Annotated in this window: 22 protein-coding genes; 2 read left to right on the top strand and 20 right to left on the bottom strand. The window is 66.8% G+C overall.

All coding sequences use genetic code 11. The features are described from left to right. Positions 1-4 precede the first annotated feature (4 nt). The 20 genes from hypB to BMY71_RS04175 all read right to left on the bottom strand — a co-directional run bounded on the left by hypB (position 5) and on the right by BMY71_RS04175 (position 17,605). Positions 5-943 carry a hydrogenase nickel incorporation protein HypB gene (gene hypB / locus BMY71_RS04270; RefSeq protein ID WP_092681972.1) on the bottom strand — a complete coding sequence of 313 codons (939 nt, stop codon included), beginning with the start codon at positions 941-943 and terminating at the stop codon, positions 5-7. After that, positions 943-1,284 (bottom strand): hydrogenase maturation nickel metallochaperone HypA, encoded by a 342-nt coding sequence (gene hypA, locus BMY71_RS04265; protein WP_092681970.1) that lies wholly within the window; start codon positions 1,282-1,284, stop codon positions 943-945. Before hypA ends, hypB begins: the two co-directional genes overlap by 1 nt. Beyond that, complete coding sequence (locus tag BMY71_RS04260) at positions 1,277-2,389, bottom strand: nickel-dependent hydrogenase large subunit (RefSeq protein ID WP_092681968.1); 1,113 nt, start codon at positions 2,387-2,389, stop codon at positions 1,277-1,279. Before BMY71_RS04260 ends, hypA begins: the two co-directional genes overlap by 8 nt. After that, on the bottom strand, positions 2,386-2,916 hold the full coding sequence (hybE, locus tag BMY71_RS04255) for a [NiFe]-hydrogenase assembly chaperone HybE (RefSeq protein ID WP_092681966.1): 531 nt from the start codon (positions 2,914-2,916) through the stop codon (positions 2,386-2,388). Before hybE ends, BMY71_RS04260 begins: the two co-directional genes overlap by 4 nt. Continuing rightward, complete coding sequence (locus BMY71_RS04250) at positions 2,906-3,118, bottom strand: rubredoxin (protein WP_011501592.1); 213 nt, start codon at positions 3,116-3,118, stop codon at positions 2,906-2,908. Before BMY71_RS04250 ends, hybE begins: the two co-directional genes overlap by 11 nt. Then, a complete protein-coding gene (locus tag BMY71_RS04245) occupies positions 3,115-3,981 on the bottom strand; it encodes a hydrogenase expression/formation protein (RefSeq protein WP_092681964.1) in 867 nt (288 codons plus the stop codon). Before BMY71_RS04245 ends, BMY71_RS04250 begins: the two co-directional genes overlap by 4 nt. Further along, complete coding sequence (locus BMY71_RS04240) at positions 3,978-4,382, bottom strand: thioredoxin domain-containing protein (protein WP_092681962.1); 405 nt, start codon at positions 4,380-4,382, stop codon at positions 3,978-3,980. The genes BMY71_RS04245 and BMY71_RS04240 overlap by 4 nt, the downstream gene beginning before the upstream one ends. A gap of 228 nt (positions 4,383-4,610) precedes the next feature. Continuing rightward, on the bottom strand, positions 4,611-4,913 hold the full coding sequence (locus tag BMY71_RS04235; RefSeq protein WP_011501589.1) for a HypC/HybG/HupF family hydrogenase formation chaperone: 303 nt from the start codon (positions 4,911-4,913) through the stop codon (positions 4,611-4,613). A gap of 16 nt (positions 4,914-4,929) precedes the next feature. Then, entirely contained in the window at positions 4,930-5,514 is a 585-nt protein-coding gene (locus tag BMY71_RS04230; protein WP_092681960.1) for a HupE/UreJ family protein, read from the bottom strand. A gap of 12 nt (positions 5,515-5,526) precedes the next feature. Beyond that, the gene (locus tag BMY71_RS04225) at positions 5,527-6,138 is read right to left on the bottom strand and encodes a HyaD/HybD family hydrogenase maturation endopeptidase (protein WP_092681958.1); all 612 of its coding nucleotides are present in this window, start codon (positions 6,136-6,138) and stop codon (positions 5,527-5,529) included. Between the two features lie 244 nt (positions 6,139-6,382). After that, entirely contained in the window at positions 6,383-7,111 is a 729-nt protein-coding gene (gene cybH / locus BMY71_RS04220; protein ID WP_011501586.1) for a Ni/Fe-hydrogenase, b-type cytochrome subunit, read from the bottom strand. A 22-nt stretch (positions 7,112-7,133) separates the two neighbouring features. Then, entirely contained in the window at positions 7,134-8,927 is a 1,794-nt protein-coding gene (locus tag BMY71_RS04215; RefSeq protein WP_092681956.1) for a nickel-dependent hydrogenase large subunit, read from the bottom strand. An 18-nt stretch (positions 8,928-8,945) separates the two neighbouring features. Then, entirely contained in the window at positions 8,946-10,079 is a 1,134-nt protein-coding gene (locus BMY71_RS04210; RefSeq protein ID WP_092681954.1) for a hydrogenase small subunit, read from the bottom strand. A gap of 236 nt (positions 10,080-10,315) precedes the next feature. Next, entirely contained in the window at positions 10,316-11,761 is a 1,446-nt protein-coding gene (locus tag BMY71_RS04205) for a nickel-dependent hydrogenase large subunit (protein WP_092681952.1), read from the bottom strand. After that, complete coding sequence (locus tag BMY71_RS04200) at positions 11,758-12,759, bottom strand: NADH-quinone oxidoreductase subunit B family protein (protein ID WP_092681950.1); 1,002 nt, start codon at positions 12,757-12,759, stop codon at positions 11,758-11,760. The genes BMY71_RS04205 and BMY71_RS04200 overlap by 4 nt, the downstream gene beginning before the upstream one ends. Positions 12,760-12,890: 131 nt before the next feature. Continuing rightward, positions 12,891-13,937 carry a sulfate/molybdate ABC transporter ATP-binding protein gene (locus BMY71_RS04195; RefSeq protein ID WP_011501581.1) on the bottom strand — a complete coding sequence of 349 codons (1,047 nt, stop codon included), beginning with the start codon at positions 13,935-13,937 and terminating at the stop codon, positions 12,891-12,893. Next, positions 13,927-14,844: a sulfate ABC transporter permease subunit CysW gene (cysW, locus tag BMY71_RS04190; RefSeq protein WP_011501580.1), complete on the bottom strand. Its 918-nt coding sequence runs from the start codon at positions 14,842-14,844 to the stop codon at positions 13,927-13,929. The genes BMY71_RS04195 and cysW overlap by 11 nt, the downstream gene beginning before the upstream one ends. A gap of 4 nt (positions 14,845-14,848) precedes the next feature. Then, positions 14,849-15,682 carry a sulfate ABC transporter permease subunit CysT gene (gene cysT / locus BMY71_RS04185; protein WP_092682446.1) on the bottom strand — a complete coding sequence of 278 codons (834 nt, stop codon included), beginning with the start codon at positions 15,680-15,682 and terminating at the stop codon, positions 14,849-14,851. Positions 15,683-15,744: 62 nt separating this feature from the next. After that, positions 15,745-16,734, bottom strand: coding sequence for a sulfate ABC transporter substrate-binding protein (locus tag BMY71_RS04180; RefSeq protein ID WP_011501578.1), 990 nt, complete (start codon positions 16,732-16,734; stop codon positions 15,745-15,747). Positions 16,735-16,858: 124 nt separating this feature from the next. Beyond that, positions 16,859-17,605: a phosphoadenylyl-sulfate reductase gene (locus BMY71_RS04175; protein WP_092681948.1), complete on the bottom strand. Its 747-nt coding sequence runs from the start codon at positions 17,603-17,605 to the stop codon at positions 16,859-16,861. Positions 17,606-17,973: 368 nt separating this feature from the next. Here BMY71_RS04175 and cysD point away from each other — a divergent pair, with 368 nt between their 5' ends. Then, the gene (gene cysD, locus BMY71_RS04170) at positions 17,974-18,768 is read left to right on the top strand and encodes a sulfate adenylyltransferase subunit CysD (protein WP_430715315.1); all 795 of its coding nucleotides are present in this window, start codon (positions 17,974-17,976) and stop codon (positions 18,766-18,768) included. 88 nt (positions 18,769-18,856) lie between these two features. Next, positions 18,857-20,773 carry an adenylyl-sulfate kinase gene (cysC, locus tag BMY71_RS04165; protein WP_092681944.1) on the top strand — a complete coding sequence of 639 codons (1,917 nt, stop codon included), beginning with the start codon at positions 18,857-18,859 and terminating at the stop codon, positions 20,771-20,773. Positions 20,774-20,801: the final 28 nt, after the last annotated feature.

Raw genomic sequence — 20,801 nt, 5'->3', positions numbered from 1 at the left:
CCCGCTACCCGGCGGCTTTGGCGGCGGCGCGGGCGGCCGCGGCGCGCTTGGCGATCCAGGCGTAGAACGCCGGCAGCCCCTCACCGCTCTTCGCCGACACCGTCAGCACCTCGATCTTCGGATTGACCCGGCGGGCGTATTCGATGGTCGCGGCGAGATCGAAATCGAGATGCGGCAACAGATCGATCTTGTTCAGCAGCAACAGATCGGCGGCCGCGAACATATGCGGATATTTCAGCGGCTTGTCCTCGCCCTCGGTGACCGACAGCACCACCACCTTGTGCGCCTCGCCGAGATCGAACGCGGCCGGACAGACCAGATTGCCGACATTCTCGATGAACAACAGGCCGCCGCTCACAGCCGGCAACTGATCGAGCGCGTGGCCGACCATGTGGGCGTCGAGATGGCAGCCCTTGCCGGTGTTGATCTGGATGGCCGGCGCCCCGGTCGCCCTGATCCGCTCCGCGTCGTTAGCGGTCTGCTGATCGCCCTCGATCACCGCGATCGGATAGCTATCCTTGAGGTCGGTGATGGTCTTCACCAGCAGCGTGGTCTTGCCCGAGCCCGGGCTGGAGACGAAGTTGAGCGCGAAGGCGCCGCTGGCCGCGAAGCGCGCGCGGTTCGCGGCGGCGTAGCTGTCGTTCTTGGACAGGATATCGCGCTCGATCTGCACCACGCGCGCCTGTGTCAGGCCAGCCACGTGCACGCCGGCGATGCCGCCGCCGAAATCGAGACTGCCCGCCGCCGCCGCCGGATGCGCGTGGTCGTGATTGTGATGATGGTCATGGTGATGAGGCTCGTGGCCGTGATCATGATCGTGCGGGTGAGCGTGATCATGTCCGTGGGGATGCGCATGATCATGCGGGTGATCATGGTCGTGCGCGTGCCCGTGGGCATGGCCGGGATCCACGCTGCTGTCGCCGCATCCGCAAACCGTACACATCAATCGACCTCCAGTTCCTTGATCCGCAATTCGTCGCCCGCGGTGACCTGCAATTGATATCCGCCGCAATCCGGGCACGGCGCGCTGCGTTGCGCCAGCGGCACGGTCTTGCTGCAGCTCATGCACCAGGCCGCGCCCGAGACGCTGACGATCTCGAACCGCGCGTCGGCTGCGATGCCGCCATGCGCGACGGCGGAGAAGCAGAACCGCATCGCCTCCGGCTCGACATGGCTGAGCGCGCCGATCTCGACCCACACCGCGCGGACGCGGGCGAAGTGCTGGTCGCGCGCCTCGCGTTCGATGATCTCGATCATGCTTTCGCACAGCGCCATCTCATGCATCGGCGGCCTCGCGCAGATGCACGTCGAAGCCGACGCAGGGATCGAACGCCGCGACCAGCCGTTCGACCCGGCGGCGGTCGTCGTCAGTGGCGCGCAAGGCGTGGCCGGTGAGCGAGCGGGCGAGCGGGCCCCGCGGATGGAAATTCCATTCGGTCGGCGCGAGAATGTCGAACTGGCGGATCAGGCCGTTCGAATCCAGCGCGATGAGATGATGCAGCCGCCCGCGCGCGCATTCGACGGCGGCGAGGCCGAGGCCGTCACCGAGTCGCGTCGCCTGCATGATGTCCGCAACGTCGGAATGGCCGTTGCGCAAGGCGCGGAGCCGATCCGGCGTCGCGCGGATTTCGATCAGCCGCGCCAGCAGGCGGCCGGCGAGGCCGGTGCCATGAGACTGGATCAGCGGATGCATGGCTTGCCGGGCCAGCGAACCGGTTTCGGGCACGCGGCCGGCGATATGCGGACGCAAGGCGAAGGATGCGCCGTCGCGCAGGAGCTGTTCGCCGATCGCCTGGTCGTTGGAATCAGTGAGCGGATCGACAGCGCAAGCGCCGAACTCGGCCTCCTCGCCGAGCAGCGGCCTGTGCAACTCGGCGACCGGCGCGGCGCTGGCGAGCCAATCCCGGTAGGCGTCGGCGTCGTCGACGCATCCCGCCGGCAGGCCGAGCGCGTCGAGCCCGCGTTCGATCGCGTCGATCGCGTCGGCCTCCAGCAGTCCGGCCTGATCGAACCGCCGCGCCGCGGCGATTACATCGCGGAGCAGCGGCGCCCATGCCGGCAGCGCGTCGCCGGCGAGCGTGGTGATCGTGCCGCGCAGCAACTCCACCAGCCGTTCGGCCAGCACGGCGCTGGCCTGCGCGGCGGCGGTGTCCGCGAACACGTTTTCTCCGCGCGCGGCCGCCAGCGCATGGACCGCCGCGACACCCTGCGCCGCTGCGCATAAAGCAAATAGCCGCGGCGCCAACGCGACGACGGCCTCGCCGGACCGGCCCTGCGCGAGGCGGCTCATTCCGATCGGACGACGCCCGGTGATCTCGATCCGGGACACGTGGCCGCCGCTCAGCGCGACGCTGATGGTGATGCGGTCGTCGCGCGGGATGGCATTCATGGCCGCGACTCCGACAGGGCGCCGCGCAGGAAGCGACGGCGATCGAGCGCCACGGCAGGCGCGCCCGGCTGGCGCGCTGCCGGCTCAGGCTTTGGGTCTGCCGTGAAATTCGGATCGAGCACCGCGGCCAGCGCCGCGCGCGCGGTCGTCTCCGCCGCCTGCTGATCGGCGAAGCCGAACATCGGCGAGAACAGCGAGCAGCTTTCGACCGGGCCGAAGCCGTCGAGCAGGCCGATGGTGAAGTCCAGCACCCCGGCCGGCAGCGCGCGCGACACCACCGCGCCGTGCTGCGCATCGGCCGCACTGCCCGGGGCCGGAATCCGCACCAGATTCATGAACCATGGCGTCACCACGACGCCGATCGCGTCGTCGTCGGTCGCGCGGAATCCGATCGCGGCAACGCTCAGCGCCGGGTTGTAGACCGGCAGATCGCGCATCGCGGGTTCGGCTTCGCGATAGCGCGCGGCGAGCGCTTCGCCTGCCGCGCGGGCGCTCGCATCGCGATCGGGGCCGGGCTCAGCGGTCATCGTCCACCTTGAGGAATTTGCTCGGCGGCGCGTCGCAGGTCGGGCAGCACCAATCGTCGGGGAGCGCGGCGAACGGCGTGCCCGGATCGGCGCGGCCGAGCGTGTCGCCTTCGGCCGGGTCGTACACGGTCCAGCACACGCCGCATTCCATCCGGGCGCGCGGATCGGCTTCGACGCGGCCGAAATTCTCGAAGCTGGTCATGCGAAATACGCCTCGATGATCTCGCCGAGCCGTTCGGCTGAATCCTGAAAATCCTCGTCGGCGGCCCGCACCGCGGCCGGCACGTCGCCGATCTCGATGGTGTCGAGGATCGGCGTCTCCATCGCGTTGAGAAACTGCACCGACCAGACGTGACGCGCCCCGGTCGCCAGCACGCGGCAACTGCCGTAGCCGCGCGAGTAGAGCTGGATCGGACCGTTGCCGAGCGTCGATGCGAGATGCGCCATATCGGCCTCGCTCATCGGCAGCAGCGTGAAGTTGATGACATGCGACGGCGCGCTTGCGCGATGCGCCGCCATCCGCTGGCGGATCTCGGCCAGCACCGGCATCACGTTCATCGCGCCGGCCGGCGCCTCGCTGATCGCGATCTCGGCGGCGGGAAAGTCCTGCGCGGCGCGCGCGACGATTTCCGGGATGGTGCCGATCTCCAGATAGTCGAGCGCGAGCTGACCGGCTTCGCCCTCGATCCGCACCCGCCACAGCCCGGCGAGCACGGATTCCTGAATCTGCGCGACACGGCGATCCGGCAGCGCGACGATGCCCGAGACTTCGCCCTCGCCGAGAATGTCGCCGAGCAGGCCGCGCTCGTCGGCGTCGAGCTGATCGACCCGGATCAGCGTGGTCGGCGCGTCGGCGCGCTGCGCCACGAGCGCGGCCCGGAGCTGCGCCAGCAACTCGGCGAGTCGCGGACATTGCTGCATCAGTTCCGCGCCGCCGCGGGTGGCGAGCGCCGCGATCGTGCCCGCGCCGGTGAGGCTGCGCCGGGAGGCGTTGTCGTGGCCGAGCGGCAGCACGTGCATCTCGACGTCGTCGCTCTCGGCGACGCTGGTGTAGCCCACTCTCATGCCGGCTGCTCCTGCTGTGCGGCGCGGACTTCGTCGGCCAGCATGGCGCGGATGCGGGCGACGTAAGACGACCAGTCCTGGATCTTGGCGATTGCGCCGAGGTTTCGGCCGGGCCGCGCCAGCGCCAGCGCCGGGCAGACCAGAACGCCGAACCGCGGCATCAGCGCGCGCTCCGCGGCGGCGCCGATTTCAGCCGCGATCAGGCGGCCCGGAAACGCGGCGATCAGTTCGGGGAGGATGACGGCGATATCGGCGGCTTCAGGGAAGCGCGCGGCGTCGCCGCGAAAGAACAACACGCTGATCTTGCCGGATGCGGCCGTGATGAAGTCATCGACGGTGGTCTCATCGATGATCGGCAGCGCATCGGGGCGCGCAGCGGCGCACGTGAGCGGAGAGCCCATGTTTCCTCCCAGTCCCTATGTTTGTTTTTGTCGGTCGTGACTTGTTTTGAGCAAGCCACGTGCCAATCCGCTGTCAGCCCGAAATGTTAGCAAACCTACCGAGTATCTGTCGGCATGTTACCAATCGGGCAGCAGCTTTGGATCGAATGGAAACATTTTTGTCGGAGACCGGATAGTAGACTTCCAGATACCCGCCAGAGAGCGACCATCGCGACTCGCTCGCAACTATCAGTGCCGCTCGGTTCGCAGATGATCCGGCAGCTCCGGCTCGCGATCGATCAGATCGGCGAACAGATGTTCGAACGGACGCCCCTCCATCGCGGCGACGAGGCCGTCCAGCGCATCGTCGATCTGCCGCGCCTCCTCCGGATCGAGCCGGCGGACCGCGCTGTCGATGAACACCAGCACCTGATCGCCGACCGCGACCTCGCCGACCAGCGCGGTCGAGACCCGCCGCTGCTCGGCGCGGCGCTCGCACAAAGCGGTCGCGCCGTCGCTGCTGATCACGGTCATCGGCAGGCCGACGCACATCTGGTGTCCTTCGGTGTTAGAGCGGCAGCGCCAATGCGACGCCGGCCGCGGCGATCGCGCCGCCGGCCAGCTTGAGCGCCGGAGCGCGCGACAGCAGACCGCCGAAGGCGAGGCCTGCGCCATGCAGCAATGCGGTCGCGGTAATGAAACCGAGGCCGTAAGCGAGCGGCGACGCCATCGCCGGCATCTCGGCGCCGTGGGCAAAGCCGTGGAACAGGCCGAACAGCGCGACCACCGCGGCGGCGGCGATCGCCGGCACCCGCACCGAGGCTGCAACCAGCGCGCCCAGCGCGATCACCGACAAGCCGATCATCGGCTCGACCGCCGGGAGCGCGACGCCGGTCGCGCCACAGACCGCGCCGATTGTCATCAGCGCGATGAAGCTCGCGGGCACCAGCCAGCGCGCGCGACCGCCGAGCGACGCCGCCCACAGGCCGACCGCGACCATCGCCAGCAGATGGTCGGCGCCCAGCAAGGGATGCGCGAAGCCGGCGGCGGCGCCATCCGCCACCAACGGATGCACGCCGGTGTGCGCCTCGGCGAGGCCGGGCAGGCACAGCGCGAGGCTTGCGAGCGCGCCGGCGCGGATCAATCGGGTCATGACGTCACTCCTTCATTCATTGGCTGCGGCGCGCGGCGGATCGGCGTGCCGTTCATAGTTTAGCTGATCGATGTCGTGGCCGAGCAGGCCCTCGGCAGGATCGAGCGGAACCGCTCGCCGCGCAAGCGTCACGCCCCATTCGGCAAGAATGTCGCACGCCAGCGTCAGCGCGTCGGCGATCCGCGCGTTCACCGGCGCCGTCAACGCGCCGCCCCAATCCTCGAGATCCACCGGCTGGCAGCCGATCAGCGCCAGCCGTTTTGGCGCGGCGTCGAGCAAGTCCGCCGCGCTCAGCACCTCCTGAAAGCCGGTCTGATGCAGGCTCATCTTCTTGGCGCCGGTGAATTTCGGCACCTCGTCGCCATCGACGCGCTTCAGCGTCCCGGGCGGCAAGCCGTAGTCGATCGCATCGAACACCAGCAGATGATCATGCTCCTGCAGCAGGTTCACGAGATAGAGGCCCTGGGTGCCGCCATCGAGCACCGTGACGTTGTCCGGCGCGGTGAAGCCGCGATGGAATGCCTCCACCGCGCGCACGCCAAACCCTTCGTCGGCCCACAGGATGTTGCCGATGCCGAGCACGAGGACGCGGGGGGATGGCGATGGCGTCGGATGCACGGTCATGGCGTAGACGTCCTCAATGAAGACAATTGCAGCAGAGCTCTCTTCACCCTCCCCTGGAGGGGGAGGGTCGGCGGGTAGCGCGCGTAGCGCGGTGCCCACCGGGGTGGGGTGAGCCGCGGGCACGGCGGATGAACTCTTCGCCACCCCACCCCGCTCGCTGCGCGAGCGACCCTCCCCCTCCAGGGGAGGGTGAAGAGCTCGCAACTGGTGAGGCGGCGCGACCGTCACGGCCAGTCTCTTCGCTCTAATCCGGCAGATCGTCGCGGAACAGGCGCTCGCCGGACACGATCGACGAGATCATGCTCTGGCGGCTGAGGATGTCCTCGCGCACCGCGGCGTAGATGTGAACGACGACGAACACCACGATCGCCCACATCCCGAGATGATGCAGCGTATGCAGGGTCTGGCCATTCGGGAAAATCGCGAACATGAAGCCGAACAGCTTGTATTGCCAGCTGTCGATGCCGTGCCCTTCGGAGTACAGCGCCATGCCGCTGAGAATCATCAGCACCATGAACACCATGAAGGAGAACATCGCGACATGCGCCAGCGGGTTGTGGCCGATGTATTTTTTGGGATCGCGCACCAGGAACAGATACCATTTCAGCTCGTACAACATGCCCCACCACCAGGTCTTGTTGGTGATCGGCAGCCAGAAGATCTGCTTGGAATATTTGTTGCCGACGAACGCCCAGTACACCCGCAGCAGGAAGAACACGATCAGCGTCTGGCCGGCCGCGAAATGGGCGAAGCGGATATAGCCCATCTGAAACGAAGCGGAGGCCTCGCCCGGCACCGACGGCAACGGCGTGCCGATGAAATAGCCGGTGACGCACAGCACCACGATCAGCAGCGCGTTGACCCAGTGCCACAGCCGCACCGGGGCCTGATAGACATAGACGGTCTGCAGCGACCTCGCGCGTTCGCCGGCCGAGTCGAGCGCGCCCTGAACCCGTGCGATCTCCGTGGTCATCGTCTCCTCCTCCGGGTGGCGCTCAGCGCACGGTGACCTTGGTCATTTCCTGGCCGTCCTCGCTCATCACATGCGTCGAGCAGGCGAGGCAGGGATCGAACGAATGCAGCGTCCGCAGAATCTCCAGCGGTTGATTCGGATCGGCCATCGGGGTGTCGAGCAGCGACGCCTCGAACGCGCCGATGCCGCCCTTGGGATCACGCGGGCTGCCGTTCCAGGTGGTCGGCACCACCGCCTGGTAATTGTCGATCTTGCCGTCCTTGATCTTGACCCAGTGGCCGAGCGCGCCGCGCGGCGCCTCGGTGAAGCCGACGCCCTTGACGTCCTTCGCCCAGCTCTCCGGCTTCCATTTGTCGACATTGGCGGTGGCGCTGTCGCCGGCCTTCAGCGATGCGATCAGCTTGTCCTGGAAGTAACGCAGCTGACGCGCCGCCCACTGCGCCTCCAACGCCCGGGCCGCGGTGCGGCCGAGCGTCGAGAACAGCGCCGGCAGCGGCAGGCCGAGATCCTTCAGCAGCTTGTCGGTCGGCTCCTTGAACTCCGGCTTGTTCTGGGCGTAGCCGACGATGTAGCGCGCCAGCGGCCCGACCTCGACTGCGTTGCCCTTCCAGCGCGGCGATTTGATCCAGGAATATTTGGCGTCCTCGTCGAGCGCCTCGATCCGGGTCTTGGTGCCCTTGGATTTGGGACCGAGCTTGAAGTTCGGTTCGGTGACGCCGTCCCACGGATGCAGGCCCTTGGTCTCGTCGGGATATTTGTACCAGGAATGCGCGACGAACTCCTGCACCTGCGACGGATCGGTGAGATCGACCGGGAGAACCTCGGCGAGATTGCCGTTGATGATCGCGCCGCGCGGCAGCTTCAGTGACGACGCCGAATAGTCGTTGGCGTGCTCGGGGATATCGCCGTAGCTCAACACCGATTTCGAGGACAGCCCGCCACCGAAGGTCCAGTCCTTGTAGAACGAAGCGATCGCCTGGAGATCGGGCAGATAGACCTGCTCGGTGAACGTCACCATCTGGTCGATGATCGAGGAGACCAGATTGAGCCGCTCCATGTTGATCGCGCCGACCGCGCCGACGCCGTCGAGATTGATCGCGCAGGGCACGCCGCCGACCAGCCAGTTCGGATGCGGATTCTTGCCGCCGTAGATGGTGTGGATCTTCACCATCTCCTTCTGGAAATCCAGCGCTTCCAGATAATGCGCGACCGCCATCAGATTGGCTTCCGGCGGCAGCTTATAGGCCGGGTGGCCCCAATAGCCGTTCTTGAACGGGCCGAGCTGCCCGCTCTCGACGAATTTCTTCAGTCTCGTCTGCAGATCCTTGAAGTAACCCGGGCTCGACAGCGGCCACGACGAAATGCTCTGCGCCAGCGCCGAGGTCGCCTTCGGATCGGCCGAAAGCGCCGACACCACGTCGACCCAGTCGAGCGCGTGGAGGTGATAGAAGTGGACGATATGGTCGTGCACATACAGCGTGAGCTGCATGATGTTGCGGATGGTGTTGGCGTTTTCCGGGATCTTGATGTCGAGAGCGTTCTCCACCGCGCGCACCGAGGTCAGCGCGTGGGTGCCGGTGCAGACGCCGCAGATCCGCTGGGTGAAGGCCCAGGCGTCGCGCGGGTCGCGACCCTTCAGGATGATCTCGATGCCGCGCCACATCGTGCCGGTGGACACCGCGTTGCGGATGACGTTGGCGCTGTCGACATTGACCTCGACGCGCAGATGCCCCTCGATCCGGGTCACCGGATCGACGACGACGCGGCGGCCGCCATTGTCGAGCTTGAAGCCGTTGGGTGTCGTGACGTTGCTCATGATGCTGCTTTCCCCGACTTAAGCCGACGTACCGTTCGAACTGCCGCTGGACTTGCCGTTGCCGTCGCCGCCGGTCGGCACCTCCTTGCGCCGCGACAGGTTGCGAACGGTGGTCACCGCCGCATGCGCGGCGATGGCGGCGCCGACCACGCCGGCCGCCGTGGCGCCGATCTTGTCGGCGTTGGCTTCGATGCCGAACTGATTGATGGTGGTAAGACGCTCGTAGAACGGTCCCTGATCCCAGAAGCCGTCTTCCGAGCAGCCGATGCAGCCGTGGCCGGACTGGATCGGGAACGACACGCCGCCGTTCCAGCGCACCGTCGAGCACGCATTGTAGGTGGTCGGGCCCTTGCAGCCCATTTTGTACAGGCAATACCCCTTGCGCGCCGCATCGTCGTCCCACTCCTCGACGAACTGGCCGGCGTCGAAATGCGAGCGGCGATAGCATTTGTCGTGGATGCGCTGGGAGTAGAACATCTTCGGCCGACCCTGGCGGTCGAGCTCGGGCAGCTTGCCGAAAGTGGTGACGTAGGTGACGACGCCGGTCATCACTTCGGCGATCGGCGGACAGCCCGGCACCTTGATGATCGGCTTGTTCTTGATCACCTTGTCGATCGGAACGGCCTGGGTCGGGTTCGGCTTGGCGGCCTGCACGCATCCCCACGAGGCGCAGGCGCCCCAGGCGATCACCGCCATCGAATCGTCGGCCATTTCCTTCAGCTTCTCGACGAACGGCCGACCGCCGTCGATGCAGTACATCCCGTCCTCGTTCAGCGGCGGATTGCCTTCCACCGCGAGGATGTACTGGCCTTTGTACTTCGCGCGGGTTTCCTCGAGGATCGCCTCGGCCTGATGACCGGCGGCGGCCATGATGGTGTCGTCGTAGTCCAGCGAGATCATCGACAGCACGGCATCCTTGACCAGCGGATGCGCCGAGCGGATGAAGCTTTCCGAGCAGCAGGTGCATTCCAGCCCGTGCATCCAGATCACCGGGATGCGCGGCTTGGTCTCCAGCGCCTGCGCGATCTGGCTGGCGCCGATCGGCCCGAGCCCGAGGCTGGTCGCGGTGAGGCTGCAGAACTTGACGAAGCTGCGCCGGGTGATGCCCTGCCGCCTGATCACCTCGTAGAAGGTTTCGGTCTCTGCGCCCATGGTGGCTCCTCGGTGTCCTCGCCGCGCGCGAAGTCAGTTCAGCTTCGCGTTCAGGCTGAGATCGCAAGAACCATGCCAGCCGCAGCGTGCGCGCCGTCTTGAAGCTCAAGTCATTGAAAGCCCCGGTAAAGATACCAATGCTGCGCTGCACGCTGGCCGGCGTCACCGCGTATGCAGGTGATAACTCGGTTGCAGTGCTGACAAGCGCGTGACCGCAGGCGGTGATCGCGGCGCGATCAGTGTGCGGTGCACACCATGCAGGGATCGAACGAGCGGACGATGTGCTGGATCGCGACGGATCGCGCGCCCTCGTCCCCGACCGCGGTCCCGGCGAGCGCCTGTTCCAGCGGACCGGCGACGCCGTCGCGATCGCGCGGGGAGAAATTCCAGGTGGTCGGCGCGATGATCTGGTAGCGGCGGATGTTGTCGTCGGACAATTCAATCCAGTGGCCGAGACTGCCGCGCGCGGCTTCGATCAGGCCGATGCCGGCGCCCTCGCCGCGCCGCTCGGCGCGCTCCAGGAACGGCGCGCGCAGGTCCAGCCGCCGCGCCCAATCATGCATCGCGGCGGCGAGCCGCGCGGTCTCGATCAGCCGCGCGATCACCCGCACCGACACGTTCGGTCCCTGGCGTGCGAGCAGATCGCGGATCAGCGGATCGCCGTCGACCGCCTGCCGCGCGAGCGCGCCGACTTCGACCGGCCGCCCGGCGAGCCGCGGCGCCTTGCACCAGCTATAGCCCGCTTGCTTGTCGGCATCCGGATCGGTCTCGGCTTCCGACGGACGCAATGAGGTGTCGCGCATCGAGGCGCGCGCGACGTCTTCGGAGATGTCGTCCGGATCGAGCGGATGCGCCTGCGCAGTCGCGGGGTCGAACACGCCGGCGGCGAACAGCGGCGCGTCGCCGCCGTGATACGCGCCGTAGCTCATCAGCGGCAAGGCAATGCGGCCGAGCCGATCGAGCGCAAGATCGTCGGCGAGCGCGAGGAACCGGGCGAAATCGCCGCCGCGCCCTTCGCGCCATCGCTCCAGCGCCGCCGCGCTGTCGAGCGCCAGGACATTGTCGAGACTGTCGGCGAACACGATGCGTTCGAGCACGTCGCGCAGATCGCCGATGATCGACAGCAATTGCACGCGCTCGCCGAGGTCGATCGCGCGGGTGGTGCCGCCGGGCTGGAACGCCAGCGAATGCGGCCATTTGCCGGCGAGCAGGCCCATGATCTGCAGCAGCCGCGCCCGCGCCGGCAGCATCTGCTGCGCCGCGCTGCCTTGCACCGCCTTGAACCGCGTCGCGATGTCCGGATGCCATGGCCGCGCCGCATAGGCGTCGCGGGCGAAGTCGGGCATGAAGAACAGATAGAAATGCGTGAGGTGATCGGCGGCGTTCTCGGCCGCATGGGCGAGGTTTGCCGCCAGCACGCCGTTATCGGCGGCGCGGAGGCCGTCGACCGCACGCAACGCCGCCGCCGCGGCGAGCGATTGCGACACCGAGCAGATGCCGCAGATCCGCGGCGCCAGCGTCAGCGCATCGAGCGCCGGCCGTCCGCGCAGGATCTGCTCGAAGCCGCGATACAAAGGCGCTGTGACTTCCGCCGAGGTCACCACGCCGTCGTCGATGTCGAGCCGCACTTCGAGATCACCCTCGACGCGATTGAACGGGCCGACGGTGACGCGCCGGGTCATTTGCGGCGTCCGTGATCAGTGCGCGGCGGCACGATCACATGGTCGGCGGTCGCATTGGCGCGCACCCGTTTCGGCGTCGCCGATTTCGACAACGCGGCCAGCGCCACGAACCACGCCTTCGGCATGTCGAGCGGCAGGCCGACCGGAATGCCACCGAGCTTGGCGGTCTCCATGAAGTTCTGCGATGCCTCGAAGCCGGGCGACGTACACGCGATGCAGGCGCCGCCGCCGCTGGTGCAGGAGCCGCCGCCGTTCCAGCCGCGCTGGTTGCAGTCGCCGACCGCCTGGGTCGCCTTGCAGCCGAGATGCTCCATCAGGCAGCCTTGCTGCGACAGCGTCTCGGCGCTGGCCTTGAACTCGTAATACTCGTTGCGGGCGCAGCCGTGATGCGCGAGGTGATCGGCGTAGAATCGCGGCCGGCCGAAGCTGTCGAGCGCTTCGCTGTCGAAACCGCCGAGCGCCAGCGCCGCCAGTGTTTCGGCAATCCAGCCCGGATGCGGCGCGCAGCCGGCGATGTTGATCACCGGCAGGCCGGCGCGGGATCGAAACGCCGCGCCGAGCACGCCGCCTGCTTCCACGCCCGCAAACTGCAGGCCGCTGGCGTCGGTGGGATTGCTGCCGGCCATCGGCACGCCGCCGAATGCAGCGCAACTCCCGGCCGCGACGACGTAGTTCGCGCAGGGCGCGAGCGCGCGGACCCAATGCAGCATCGCGCGATGGGTGCCGCCGAGCATGTTGAAGCGGCCGGTGCCGTTCGGCCCGCGCAGTACCGCGCCTTCCAGCACCAGCGCGTCGAGCCGCTGCGTGCCGTCCGCCACGCGCTCGAAGATCGCGACTGCCTCGTCCCCGGTCGCCTCGCTCAGCGACGGGTGCCAGATCAGGTCGATACCGAAACGGGCGAGGTCGGCGAACCAGCCGGAGTGGCCGTTGTCGAGCGCCGCCATGGTGCAGCCGCCGCAGCTCGCGCCCTGCAGCCACAGCACATTGAACCGCTCCATGCCCGCGGCCTCCCGCTTTGGTCGTCTCGCTCTGCGCGACGGCCGACTAAAGCCAGTTTCATCCGGCGCCGCAAGCAACGCGTTGGGATGAGACGACCGAGCGGAGGTGGTTTGCGCTGCGGCGAAAACCGTCAGTGATCGGCGAAGATCCGGTAGCGCTGCGGCTGCAGGCCGATCCGGTCGCCGACCTTGAGCGAATGGTCGCGCGGCGCGTCGATCTCGACCAGCATGTCGCCGTCGACGCCCTGCAGCAGGATATCGGCGCGCTGCATCGGGCCGAACGCGCGCACCGACCTGACCGCGCCTTCGAACACGCCGCTGCCGCTCGGCCCCACCGCGATGTCGTGGCGGCGAACGAACAGCTTCGACGGACCACCCCCGGTCTCGGGCGGCGCGAGATCGAGCACGCGGTCGCCGAGTTGAACCCGCCCGTCGCGGACCTCGACCGGCAGTACGATGGATTCGCCGATGAAGCTGTGCACGAAGGCGGAGGCGGGGCGCTCATAGACGTCGCCCGGCGAGCCGATCTGTTCGATCTTGCCCTTGTCCATCACTACCACCCGGTTGGCGACTTCGAGCGCCTCCTCCTGATCGTGGGTGACGAAGATCGAGGTGACGTGGATTTCCTCGTGCAGATTGCGCAGCCAGGCGCGCAGCTCCTTGCGGACCTTGGCGTCGAGCGCGCCGAACGGCTCGTCGAGCAGCAGGATGCGCGGCTCGATCGCCAGCGCGCGGGCCAGCGCGATACGCTGGCGCTGGCCACCTGAGAGCTGGTTGGGATAGCGGTCGGCCAGCCAGCCGAGTTGCACCAGATCGAGCAGATCGCCGACACGCTTCCTGATCTCCGCCTCGCTCCTGCGGATCCTGCGCGGCTGGACCCGCAACCCGAAGGCGACGTTCTCGAACACACTCATGTGCCGGAACAGCGCGTAGTGCTGGAACACGAAGCCGACATGCCGCTCGGCCGCGCCGCGCGCCAGCGCGTCCTCGCCGTCGAACGCGATCGAGCCGGCGTCGGGCCATTCCAGCCCGGCGATGATCCGCAGCAGCGTGGTCTTGCCGGAGCCGCTTGGGCCGAGCAGCGCCATCAGCTCGCCGGTCTCGACCCGCAGGTCGACATTGTCGAGCGCGCGGAAGCTGCCGAATTCCTTGACGATATTGCGGACTTCAATGGTCATCGGTGTGCAGCCCTTCCTCGATACGGCCTTCCAGTACGGTCTTCACGATCAACGTCACGAGCGCGAGCAGCGCCAGCAGCGAGGCGATCGCGAAGGCCGCGACCATCTGATACTCGTTATACAGAATCTCGACCAGCAGCGGCATGGTGTTGGTTTCGCCGCGGATATGGCCCGACACCACCGACACCGCGCCGAATTCACCCATGGCACGGGCGTTGCAGAGCAGCACGCCGTAGAGCAGGCCCCATTTGATATTGGGCAAAGTGACGCGCCAGAACGTCGTCCAGCCGCCGGCGCCGAGCGAGATCGCCGCCTCTTCCTCCTGCGCGCCCTGTTCCTGCATCAGCGGGATCAGTTCGCGCGCGACGAAGGGAAAGGTGACGAAGGTGGTGGCGAGCACGATCGCCGGCACCGCGAACAGGATCTGCACGTCGTGGGACATCAGCCACGGGCCGACAAAGCCCTGCGCGCCGAACAGCAGCACGAACACCAGGCCGGAGATCACCGGGCTGACCGAGAACGGCAGATCGATCAGCGTGATGAGAAGGGTCTTGCCGGGAAATTCGAACTTCGCGATCGCCCACGCCGCGATCACGCCGAACACCAGGTTGAGCCCGACGGAAATGCCGGCCGCGATCAGCGTCAGCTTGATCGCCGACAGCGCTTCCGCATCGGCGAGCGCCGACAGATAGAATCCGACGCCCTTCGACAGGGCCTCCGAGAACACCAGGATCAGCGGCAGCACCACGAACAGGGTGAGAAAGCCGATGGCGAAGCCGATGATCAGCAGCCGCACCCAAGCCGGCTCGGTATGCGCCGGGCGGCGCACGGCCGTTGCATCGCTCCCGACCGCGGCGACCGGCTTGCGGGCGGAACGCCTTACAGGGGTTGTTGCGACCAAGGTCATGGCGTCACGCCACTGCCAGCGACCGGGTCTGCGCCCAGTGCTGGATCCGATTCAGAACGAAGATGATCAGGAAGGAGAAGATTAGCATCACCACCGCGATCGCGGTGGCGTCAGCATAGCGGAATTCCGCCAGCCTGATCACGATCAGCAGCGGCGCGATCTCCGACACGTTGGGCAGATTGCCGGCGATGAAGATCACCGAGCCGTATTCGCCGACGGCACGGGCGAAAGCGAGCGCGAAGCCGGTCAGCGCCGCGGGGGCGAGCGACGGCAGGATGACGCGGCGGATCGTCTGCCAGCGCGATGCGCCGAGGCACTCGGCCGCCTCCTCGAGTTCGACATCGAGGTCGATCAGCACCGGCTGCACCGTGCGCACCACGAACGGGATGCCGATGAAGATCATCGCGATAAAAATGCCGAGCGGCGTGAACGCCACCTTGATGCCGAGCTCGGCGAGCGGCGCGCCGAGCCAGCCCTTCTGCGCGAACAGCGCCGTCAGCGCGATGCCGGCGACCGCCGTCGGCAGCGCGAACGGGATATCGACGATAGCGTCGAAGATCCGTCGACCGGGAAACCGATAGCGTACCAGCGCCCAGACGATCAGCAGCCCCGCCACCAGATTGACCGCCGCCGCCGCGAAGGCCAGTCCGAACGAGATCTTCAGCGCGTGCAGCGTGCGCGGCGCCGTCACCGTGGCGAAGAATTCGGAAGGGCTGAGTTCGGCCGTCTTCACGAACAACCCCGCCAGCGGGATCAGGATCATGAGCGACAGCCACATGATGGTCAGGCCCATCGTCAGGCCGAACCCCGGCAACGACCGTCTGGAAACCGCGCTCACATCCACCCCCTTCAACTCCTCACCGCGCCGGACACCCGGCGCGGCGCATTTCGGCGCCGTCCCTAGTTCTTGTAGATCTTGTCGAACACACCGTTTTCGGCGAAGTGCTCGGCCTGCGCCTTGGTCCAGCCTCCGAATGCATCGTCGATCGTGAACAGGTCGACCTTGGCGAACGAGCCTTCATACGTCTTGGCGACCTCCGGGTCGCGCGGACGGTAGAAGTTCCGTGCGGCAATTTCCTGACCGTCCTTGCTGTAGAGATATTTCAGATAGGCCTCGGCCGCGGCCCGGGTTCCCTTCTTGTCGACGACGGTATCGACGATCGTCACCGGCGGCTCGGCCAGGATCGACACTGACGGGGCAACGATCTCGAACTTGTCCTTGCCGAATTCCTTGACCGCAAGATACGCCTCGTTCTCCCACGCCAGCAATACGTCGCCGACGCCGCGCTCGACGAAGGTGACGGTCGAACCGCGCGCGCCGGTATCGAGCACCGGAACGTTCTTGTAGAGCTTGCCGACAAATTCACGCGCCGCCTCGGCGGAGCCCAGCTTCTTCTCGGCATAGCCCCAGGCCGCAAGATAGTTCCAACGCGCGCCGCCCGAGGTCTTCGGGTTCGGCGTCACGACACTGACGCCGGACTTGATCAGATCGTCCCAGTCCTTGATGCCTTTCGGATTGCCTTTGCGCACCAGGAACACGATGGTCGAGGTGTAGGGCGACGCATTCTGCGGCAGCCGCTTCTGCCAATCCTTCGACAGCAGCCCCTTATTGGCGATCGCATCGATGTCATAGGCGAGCGCCAGCGTGACGACGTCGGCCTGCAGCCCGTCGATCACCGAGCGCGCCTGCGAGCCCGAGCCGCCATGCGACTGCTTGATCTCGACGCTCTTGCCGAACTCTTTTTGATGCGCGGCGGCAAACGACTTGTTGAACGCGGCATAGAGTTCGCGGGTCGGATCGTACGACACGTTGAGCAACGAAACGTCGGCGGCGTGCGCGGACGTCGCAACCAGAAGTCCGGCGAGCAGAGGAATTATTCGGCGAAACATATCAATTCTCCATGGTCCGGACGAAGCGTGTGTCGTCGACAGCGGAGCTGCGAAACTCCAGAACAAACCCGATCAAGTCAACGAAACCGCATTTCAATGTTCGCCGTGTCGCAACAGCAATCTGCTACGAAGTCTTCATCGTGTGGATACCGCATTCCGTCTTGCCTCTGCCTTGCCAGCGTCCGGAGCGCGTATCCGCTTCCGAATCCGCCCGACTGGTGCACGGCATACAGCCGACCGAGAGAAATCCAGACGCAAGTAATGGATGCGGTGGCAGCTTGCCGAGCGTGTAGATCGCGGCGACCTCTTCGCGCGAGACGTTGGCGAACGGATTGAACTTCAGGCGGACGCCGTCGGCCTCGACGACGGGGATCTCGGCGCGCGCGCCGCCCTGGAAGCGCTTGCGGCCGTTGAGCCACGCGGCGAACGGCGACAGCGCGCGGCGCAGCGGCTCGACCTTGCGGATGAAGCAGCATTTGTCCGGATCGGAGAACCACAATTCGCGCGCCGGATCGTCGCGGTCGAGATCGGCGTCGGGCGGCCTGATCGAACGGACGTCGCGCAGTCCCAACTGATCGATCAGCGTGTCACGGTAAGCCAGCGTCTCGTCGAACAGCCAGCCGGTATCGAGAAAGATCACCGGGATCGCCGGATCGACGTCGGCCATCACCTTCAACAGCGCCGCCGACTCGGTGCCGAACGACGACACCAGCGCAAGTCGGTCGCGGCCGACCTCGCGCAGCGCCGCCGCGATGACCTCGGGCGGCGACGCGGTGCGGAGCGCTGCATCGAGCTCGCGCGCACGCTCGGCCGGCTCATTCGCTGGCTGTGACTTCGCCGATGGCGACAACGGCTGCGCCCATTCACTCATCGTTGTGACGTCCTGTTCGCGGCGACGATCCCCAAAGAGGAAAAAGCGGCCGCCCGCGCTTCTCTGGATTGAAGAAGGATTGACTAGAATTATTTTCTATCTATGTATCTTACAAGTCAGATCGTTAGAAAATTATTCTTTCTTATGATCATATCGGACGTAGAAATTCTATCTCCTTTCAACGCGCGGCAGAGATGTTCGTTCTCCTGACGACAATGGCGACCCCCCTGGCTGCGCAACACGACCGCCCCGGAGCGATCCGGGACCGCTTTTCCCGGAGCCCGTGAATGACCCAAGCCGTACGCCAAGCCGTCTCCCCCGATCCGGCGCCGTTGTCGGATCTCGAACTGCGCGAGCAACTCCGGCCGATGGATCACCTCGACGCGCTGGAAGCGCAGAGCATCTACATTTTCCGTGAAGGTTTCGCGCGGCTGAAAAAACTGGCGCTGCTGTGGTCGCTCGGCAAAGACTCCAACGTGATGATCTGGCTGGCGCGCAAGGCGTTCTTCGGCCGCGTCCCGTTCCCCGCGCTGCACGTCGACACCGGCAAGAAATTTCCGGAGATGTACGCGTTCCGCGATCAGTACTCCAAGGAATGGGAGCTCGACCTGCGCGTCGATCCCTGCCCGCCGATCGACAGCGTCGATCCCACCCTGCCGCCGGCGGCGCGTTCGGCGGCGCGCAAGACCGAGGGGCTGAAGCTCGCACTCGCCAAATACGGCTTCGACGGACTGATCGCCGGCATCCGCCGCGATGAGGAAGCGACGCGCGCGAAAGAGCGCGTGTTCTCGCCGCGCGGCACCGAGGGCGGATGGGACGTGCGCGATCAGCCGCCGGAATTCTGGGATCAGTTCAACGCCTCGCCGCCGCCCGGCGCTCACTTGCGTATCCACCCGATCCTGCATTGGACCGAGGCCGATATCTGGGCCTACACCAAACGCGAGAACATCCCGATCATTCCGCTGTATCTCGCGCAGAACGGCAAGCGCTATCGCTCGCTGGGCGACCAGGACATCACCTTTCCGGTGGCGTCGAACGCCTCTTCGATCGACGAAATCCTGCACGAATTGCAGACCACCAAGGTGCCGGAGCGCGCCGGCCGCGCGCTCGATCACGAGACCGAAGACGCCTTCGAGCGGCTTCGCGTCGCCGGCTATCTGTGAGCCGCGGTTTCGGACCGTGTAGTTTCGGACCCTGTGATTTCGGACCCTGCAATTTCGGACAACGTGATATCGGACAATGAGTGACGCCATGACCATCGCCGTCCCGCCTTCCACGCTCGCCACGCCGAACGGTACCACACGTCCGCAGGTCCGCATCGTCATCGTCGGCCATGTCGACCATGGCAAATCGACGCTGGTCGGCCGCTTGCTGCACGAGACCGGCTCGCTGCCCGAGGGCAAGCTCGACATGCTGAAGGCGGTCAGCGCCCGGCGCGGAATGCCGTTCGAGTGGTCGTTTTTGCTCGACGCGCTGCAGACCGAACGCGATCAGGGCATCACCATCGACACCACCCAGATCAGCTTCCGTACCCGCTCGCGCGACGTGGTGCTGATCGACGCGCCCGGCCACGCGGAATTTTTGCGCAACATGATCACCGGCGCCTCACAGGCCGACGGCGCGGTGCTGATCATCGACGCGCTGGAAGGTGTCCGCGACCAGACAAGGCGGCACGGCTATTTGCTGCAGCTGCTCGGCATCAAGCAGGTCGCCGTGGTGGTCAACAAGATGGACCGCGTCGATTTTTCGGCGGCGCGCTTCACTGATATCAGCGACGAGATCACCGCCCATCTCACCTCGCTCGGCGTCACGCCGACCGCGGTGATTCCGATTTCGGCGCGCGACGGCGACGGCGTCGCCGAGCGGACGACGAACATCGCCTGGTACGACGGCCCGACCGTGGTCGAGGCGCTCGATACGCTGACGCCGTCGCAGCCGCTCGATCAGCTCGCCCTGCGGCTGCCGGTGCAGGCGATCTACAAATTCGACGACCGCCGGATCGTCGCCGGCCGCATCGAGTCCGGCCGGCTGCAAGCCGGCGACGACATCGTCATCATGCCGGCCGGCAAGATCGCCAGGATCAAGACGGTCGAGAGCTGGCCGGTGACGCCGGTGTCGGGGCCGCAGGGCGCCGGCCGCTCGGTCGGCATCACGCTCGACCGCGAATTGTTCATCGAGCGCGGCGACGTGATCGGCCATGTCGGCGCGGCGCCGCGCGACACGCGGCGGCTGCGCGCGCGGATCTTCTGGCTGCACGATCAGCCGCTGACCGCAGGCGCCACGCTGCTGGTGCGGCTCGGCACCCGCGAGACCCGCGCCACCGTGGTGGCGATCGAGAAGGCGGTCGATCCTGGCGATCTCGAAAGCGTCGAGGCCAAGGCGATCGCGCGCAATCATGTCGGCGAGATTGATCTGTCGCTGGCGCAGCCGGTGGCCGCCGATCACGCGGACGAATTCCCGCGCACCGGGCGGCTGGTGGTCGAAGTCGGCGGCCGGATCGCCGGCGGCGGACTGGTGCTCAGCGTCGACTCCGGCCAGCGCGCCGCCACGGCCGACATCGTGCCGGTGGAATCGGCGCTCCGGCCGGACGAGCGCGCCGCGCGCTTTCGCCATGGCGGCGCGGTGCTGTGGTTCACCGGCCTGCCCGGCTCCGGCAAATCGACGCTCGCCAAGGCGCTGGAGCGCCGGCTGTTCGATCGCGGCGGCTCGCCGATCCTGCTCGACGGCGATACGCTGCGCGCCGGGCTCAACAGCGATCTCGGCTTTTCGCCGCAGGATCGCAGCGAGAACATCCGCCGCCTCGCCGAAATCGCCGCGCATCTCGCCGCCAACGGCCACATCGCGATCGTCGCCGCGGTGTCACCCGCGCTCGACGACCGCGCCGCCGCTCGCCGCATTGCCGGCGACCGCTTCCGCGAGATCCACGTCGCGACGCCGGCCGAAGTGTGCGAGCGCCGCGATCCGAAGGGACACTACGCGAAGGCGCGCGCGGGCGGGTTGCAGAATTTCACCGGAATCGGCAACGACTATCAACCACCCACCGCGAGCGAACTCGTGATCGACACCTCGGCGCAAACGGTGGCGGAAGCGGCCGACAAGGTCGAGGCGATGCTGGCGGCCAGCGGCGTGCTGTTCGACGAACTGGTCGATCTTGCCGCAAATATCTGATCGCGGCGCCTCGCCGCGGCAGCAGAAA

Source organism: Rhodopseudomonas pseudopalustris, from assembly GCF_900110435.1.
GTDB lineage: Bacteria > Pseudomonadota > Alphaproteobacteria > Rhizobiales > Xanthobacteraceae > Rhodopseudomonas > Rhodopseudomonas pseudopalustris.
This window is presented reverse-complemented; position numbering and strand designations above follow the sequence as displayed.

Excerpts from the sequence above, each read along its gene's own strand:
- BMY71_RS04175 (WP_092681948.1), bottom strand. The coding sequence starts at position 17,605 with ATGAGTGAATGGGCGCAGCCGTTGTCGCCATCGGCGAAGTCACAGCCA.
- BMY71_RS04225 (WP_092681958.1), bottom strand. The coding sequence starts at position 6,138 with ATGACCGTGCATCCGACGCCATCGCCATCCCCCCGCGTCCTCGTGCTC.
- BMY71_RS04215 (WP_092681956.1), bottom strand. The coding sequence starts at position 8,927 with ATGAGCAACGTCACGACACCCAACGGCTTCAAGCTCGACAATGGCGGC.
- BMY71_RS04195 (WP_011501581.1), bottom strand. The coding sequence starts at position 13,937 with ATGACCATTGAAGTCCGCAATATCGTCAAGGAATTCGGCAGCTTCCGC.
- cybH (WP_011501586.1), bottom strand. The coding sequence starts at position 7,111 with ATGACCACGGAGATCGCACGGGTTCAGGGCGCGCTCGACTCGGCCGGC.
- BMY71_RS04240 (WP_092681962.1), bottom strand. The coding sequence starts at position 4,382 with ATGGGCTCTCCGCTCACGTGCGCCGCTGCGCGCCCCGATGCGCTGCCG.
- BMY71_RS04230 (WP_092681960.1), bottom strand. The coding sequence starts at position 5,514 with ATGACCCGATTGATCCGCGCCGGCGCGCTCGCAAGCCTCGCGCTGTGC.
- BMY71_RS04210 (WP_092681954.1), bottom strand. The coding sequence starts at position 10,079 with ATGGGCGCAGAGACCGAAACCTTCTACGAGGTGATCAGGCGGCAGGGC.
- cysC (WP_092681944.1), top strand. The coding sequence starts at position 18,857 with ATGACCATCGCCGTCCCGCCTTCCACGCTCGCCACGCCGAACGGTACC.
- BMY71_RS04250 (WP_011501592.1), bottom strand. The coding sequence starts at position 3,118 with ATGACCAGCTTCGAGAATTTCGGCCGCGTCGAAGCCGATCCGCGCGCC.
- BMY71_RS04260 (WP_092681968.1), bottom strand. The coding sequence starts at position 2,389 with ATGAATGCCATCCCGCGCGACGACCGCATCACCATCAGCGTCGCGCTG.
- BMY71_RS04245 (WP_092681964.1), bottom strand. The coding sequence starts at position 3,981 with ATGAGAGTGGGCTACACCAGCGTCGCCGAGAGCGACGACGTCGAGATG.
- hypA (WP_092681970.1), bottom strand. The coding sequence starts at position 1,284 with ATGCATGAGATGGCGCTGTGCGAAAGCATGATCGAGATCATCGAACGC.
- BMY71_RS04235 (WP_011501589.1), bottom strand. The coding sequence starts at position 4,913 with ATGTGCGTCGGCCTGCCGATGACCGTGATCAGCAGCGACGGCGCGACC.
- BMY71_RS04205 (WP_092681952.1), bottom strand. The coding sequence starts at position 11,761 with ATGACCCGGCGCGTCACCGTCGGCCCGTTCAATCGCGTCGAGGGTGAT.
- BMY71_RS04200 (WP_092681950.1), bottom strand. The coding sequence starts at position 12,759 with ATGGAGCGGTTCAATGTGCTGTGGCTGCAGGGCGCGAGCTGCGGCGGC.
- hybE (WP_092681966.1), bottom strand. The coding sequence starts at position 2,916 with ATGACCGCTGAGCCCGGCCCCGATCGCGATGCGAGCGCCCGCGCGGCA.
- cysW (WP_011501580.1), bottom strand. The coding sequence starts at position 14,844 with ATGACCTTGGTCGCAACAACCCCTGTAAGGCGTTCCGCCCGCAAGCCG.
- hypB (WP_092681972.1), bottom strand. The coding sequence starts at position 943 with ATGTGTACGGTTTGCGGATGCGGCGACAGCAGCGTGGATCCCGGCCAT.
- cysD (WP_430715315.1), top strand. The coding sequence starts at position 17,974 with ATGGATCACCTCGACGCGCTGGAAGCGCAGAGCATCTACATTTTCCGT.
- BMY71_RS04180 (WP_011501578.1), bottom strand. The coding sequence starts at position 16,734 with ATGTTTCGCCGAATAATTCCTCTGCTCGCCGGACTTCTGGTTGCGACG.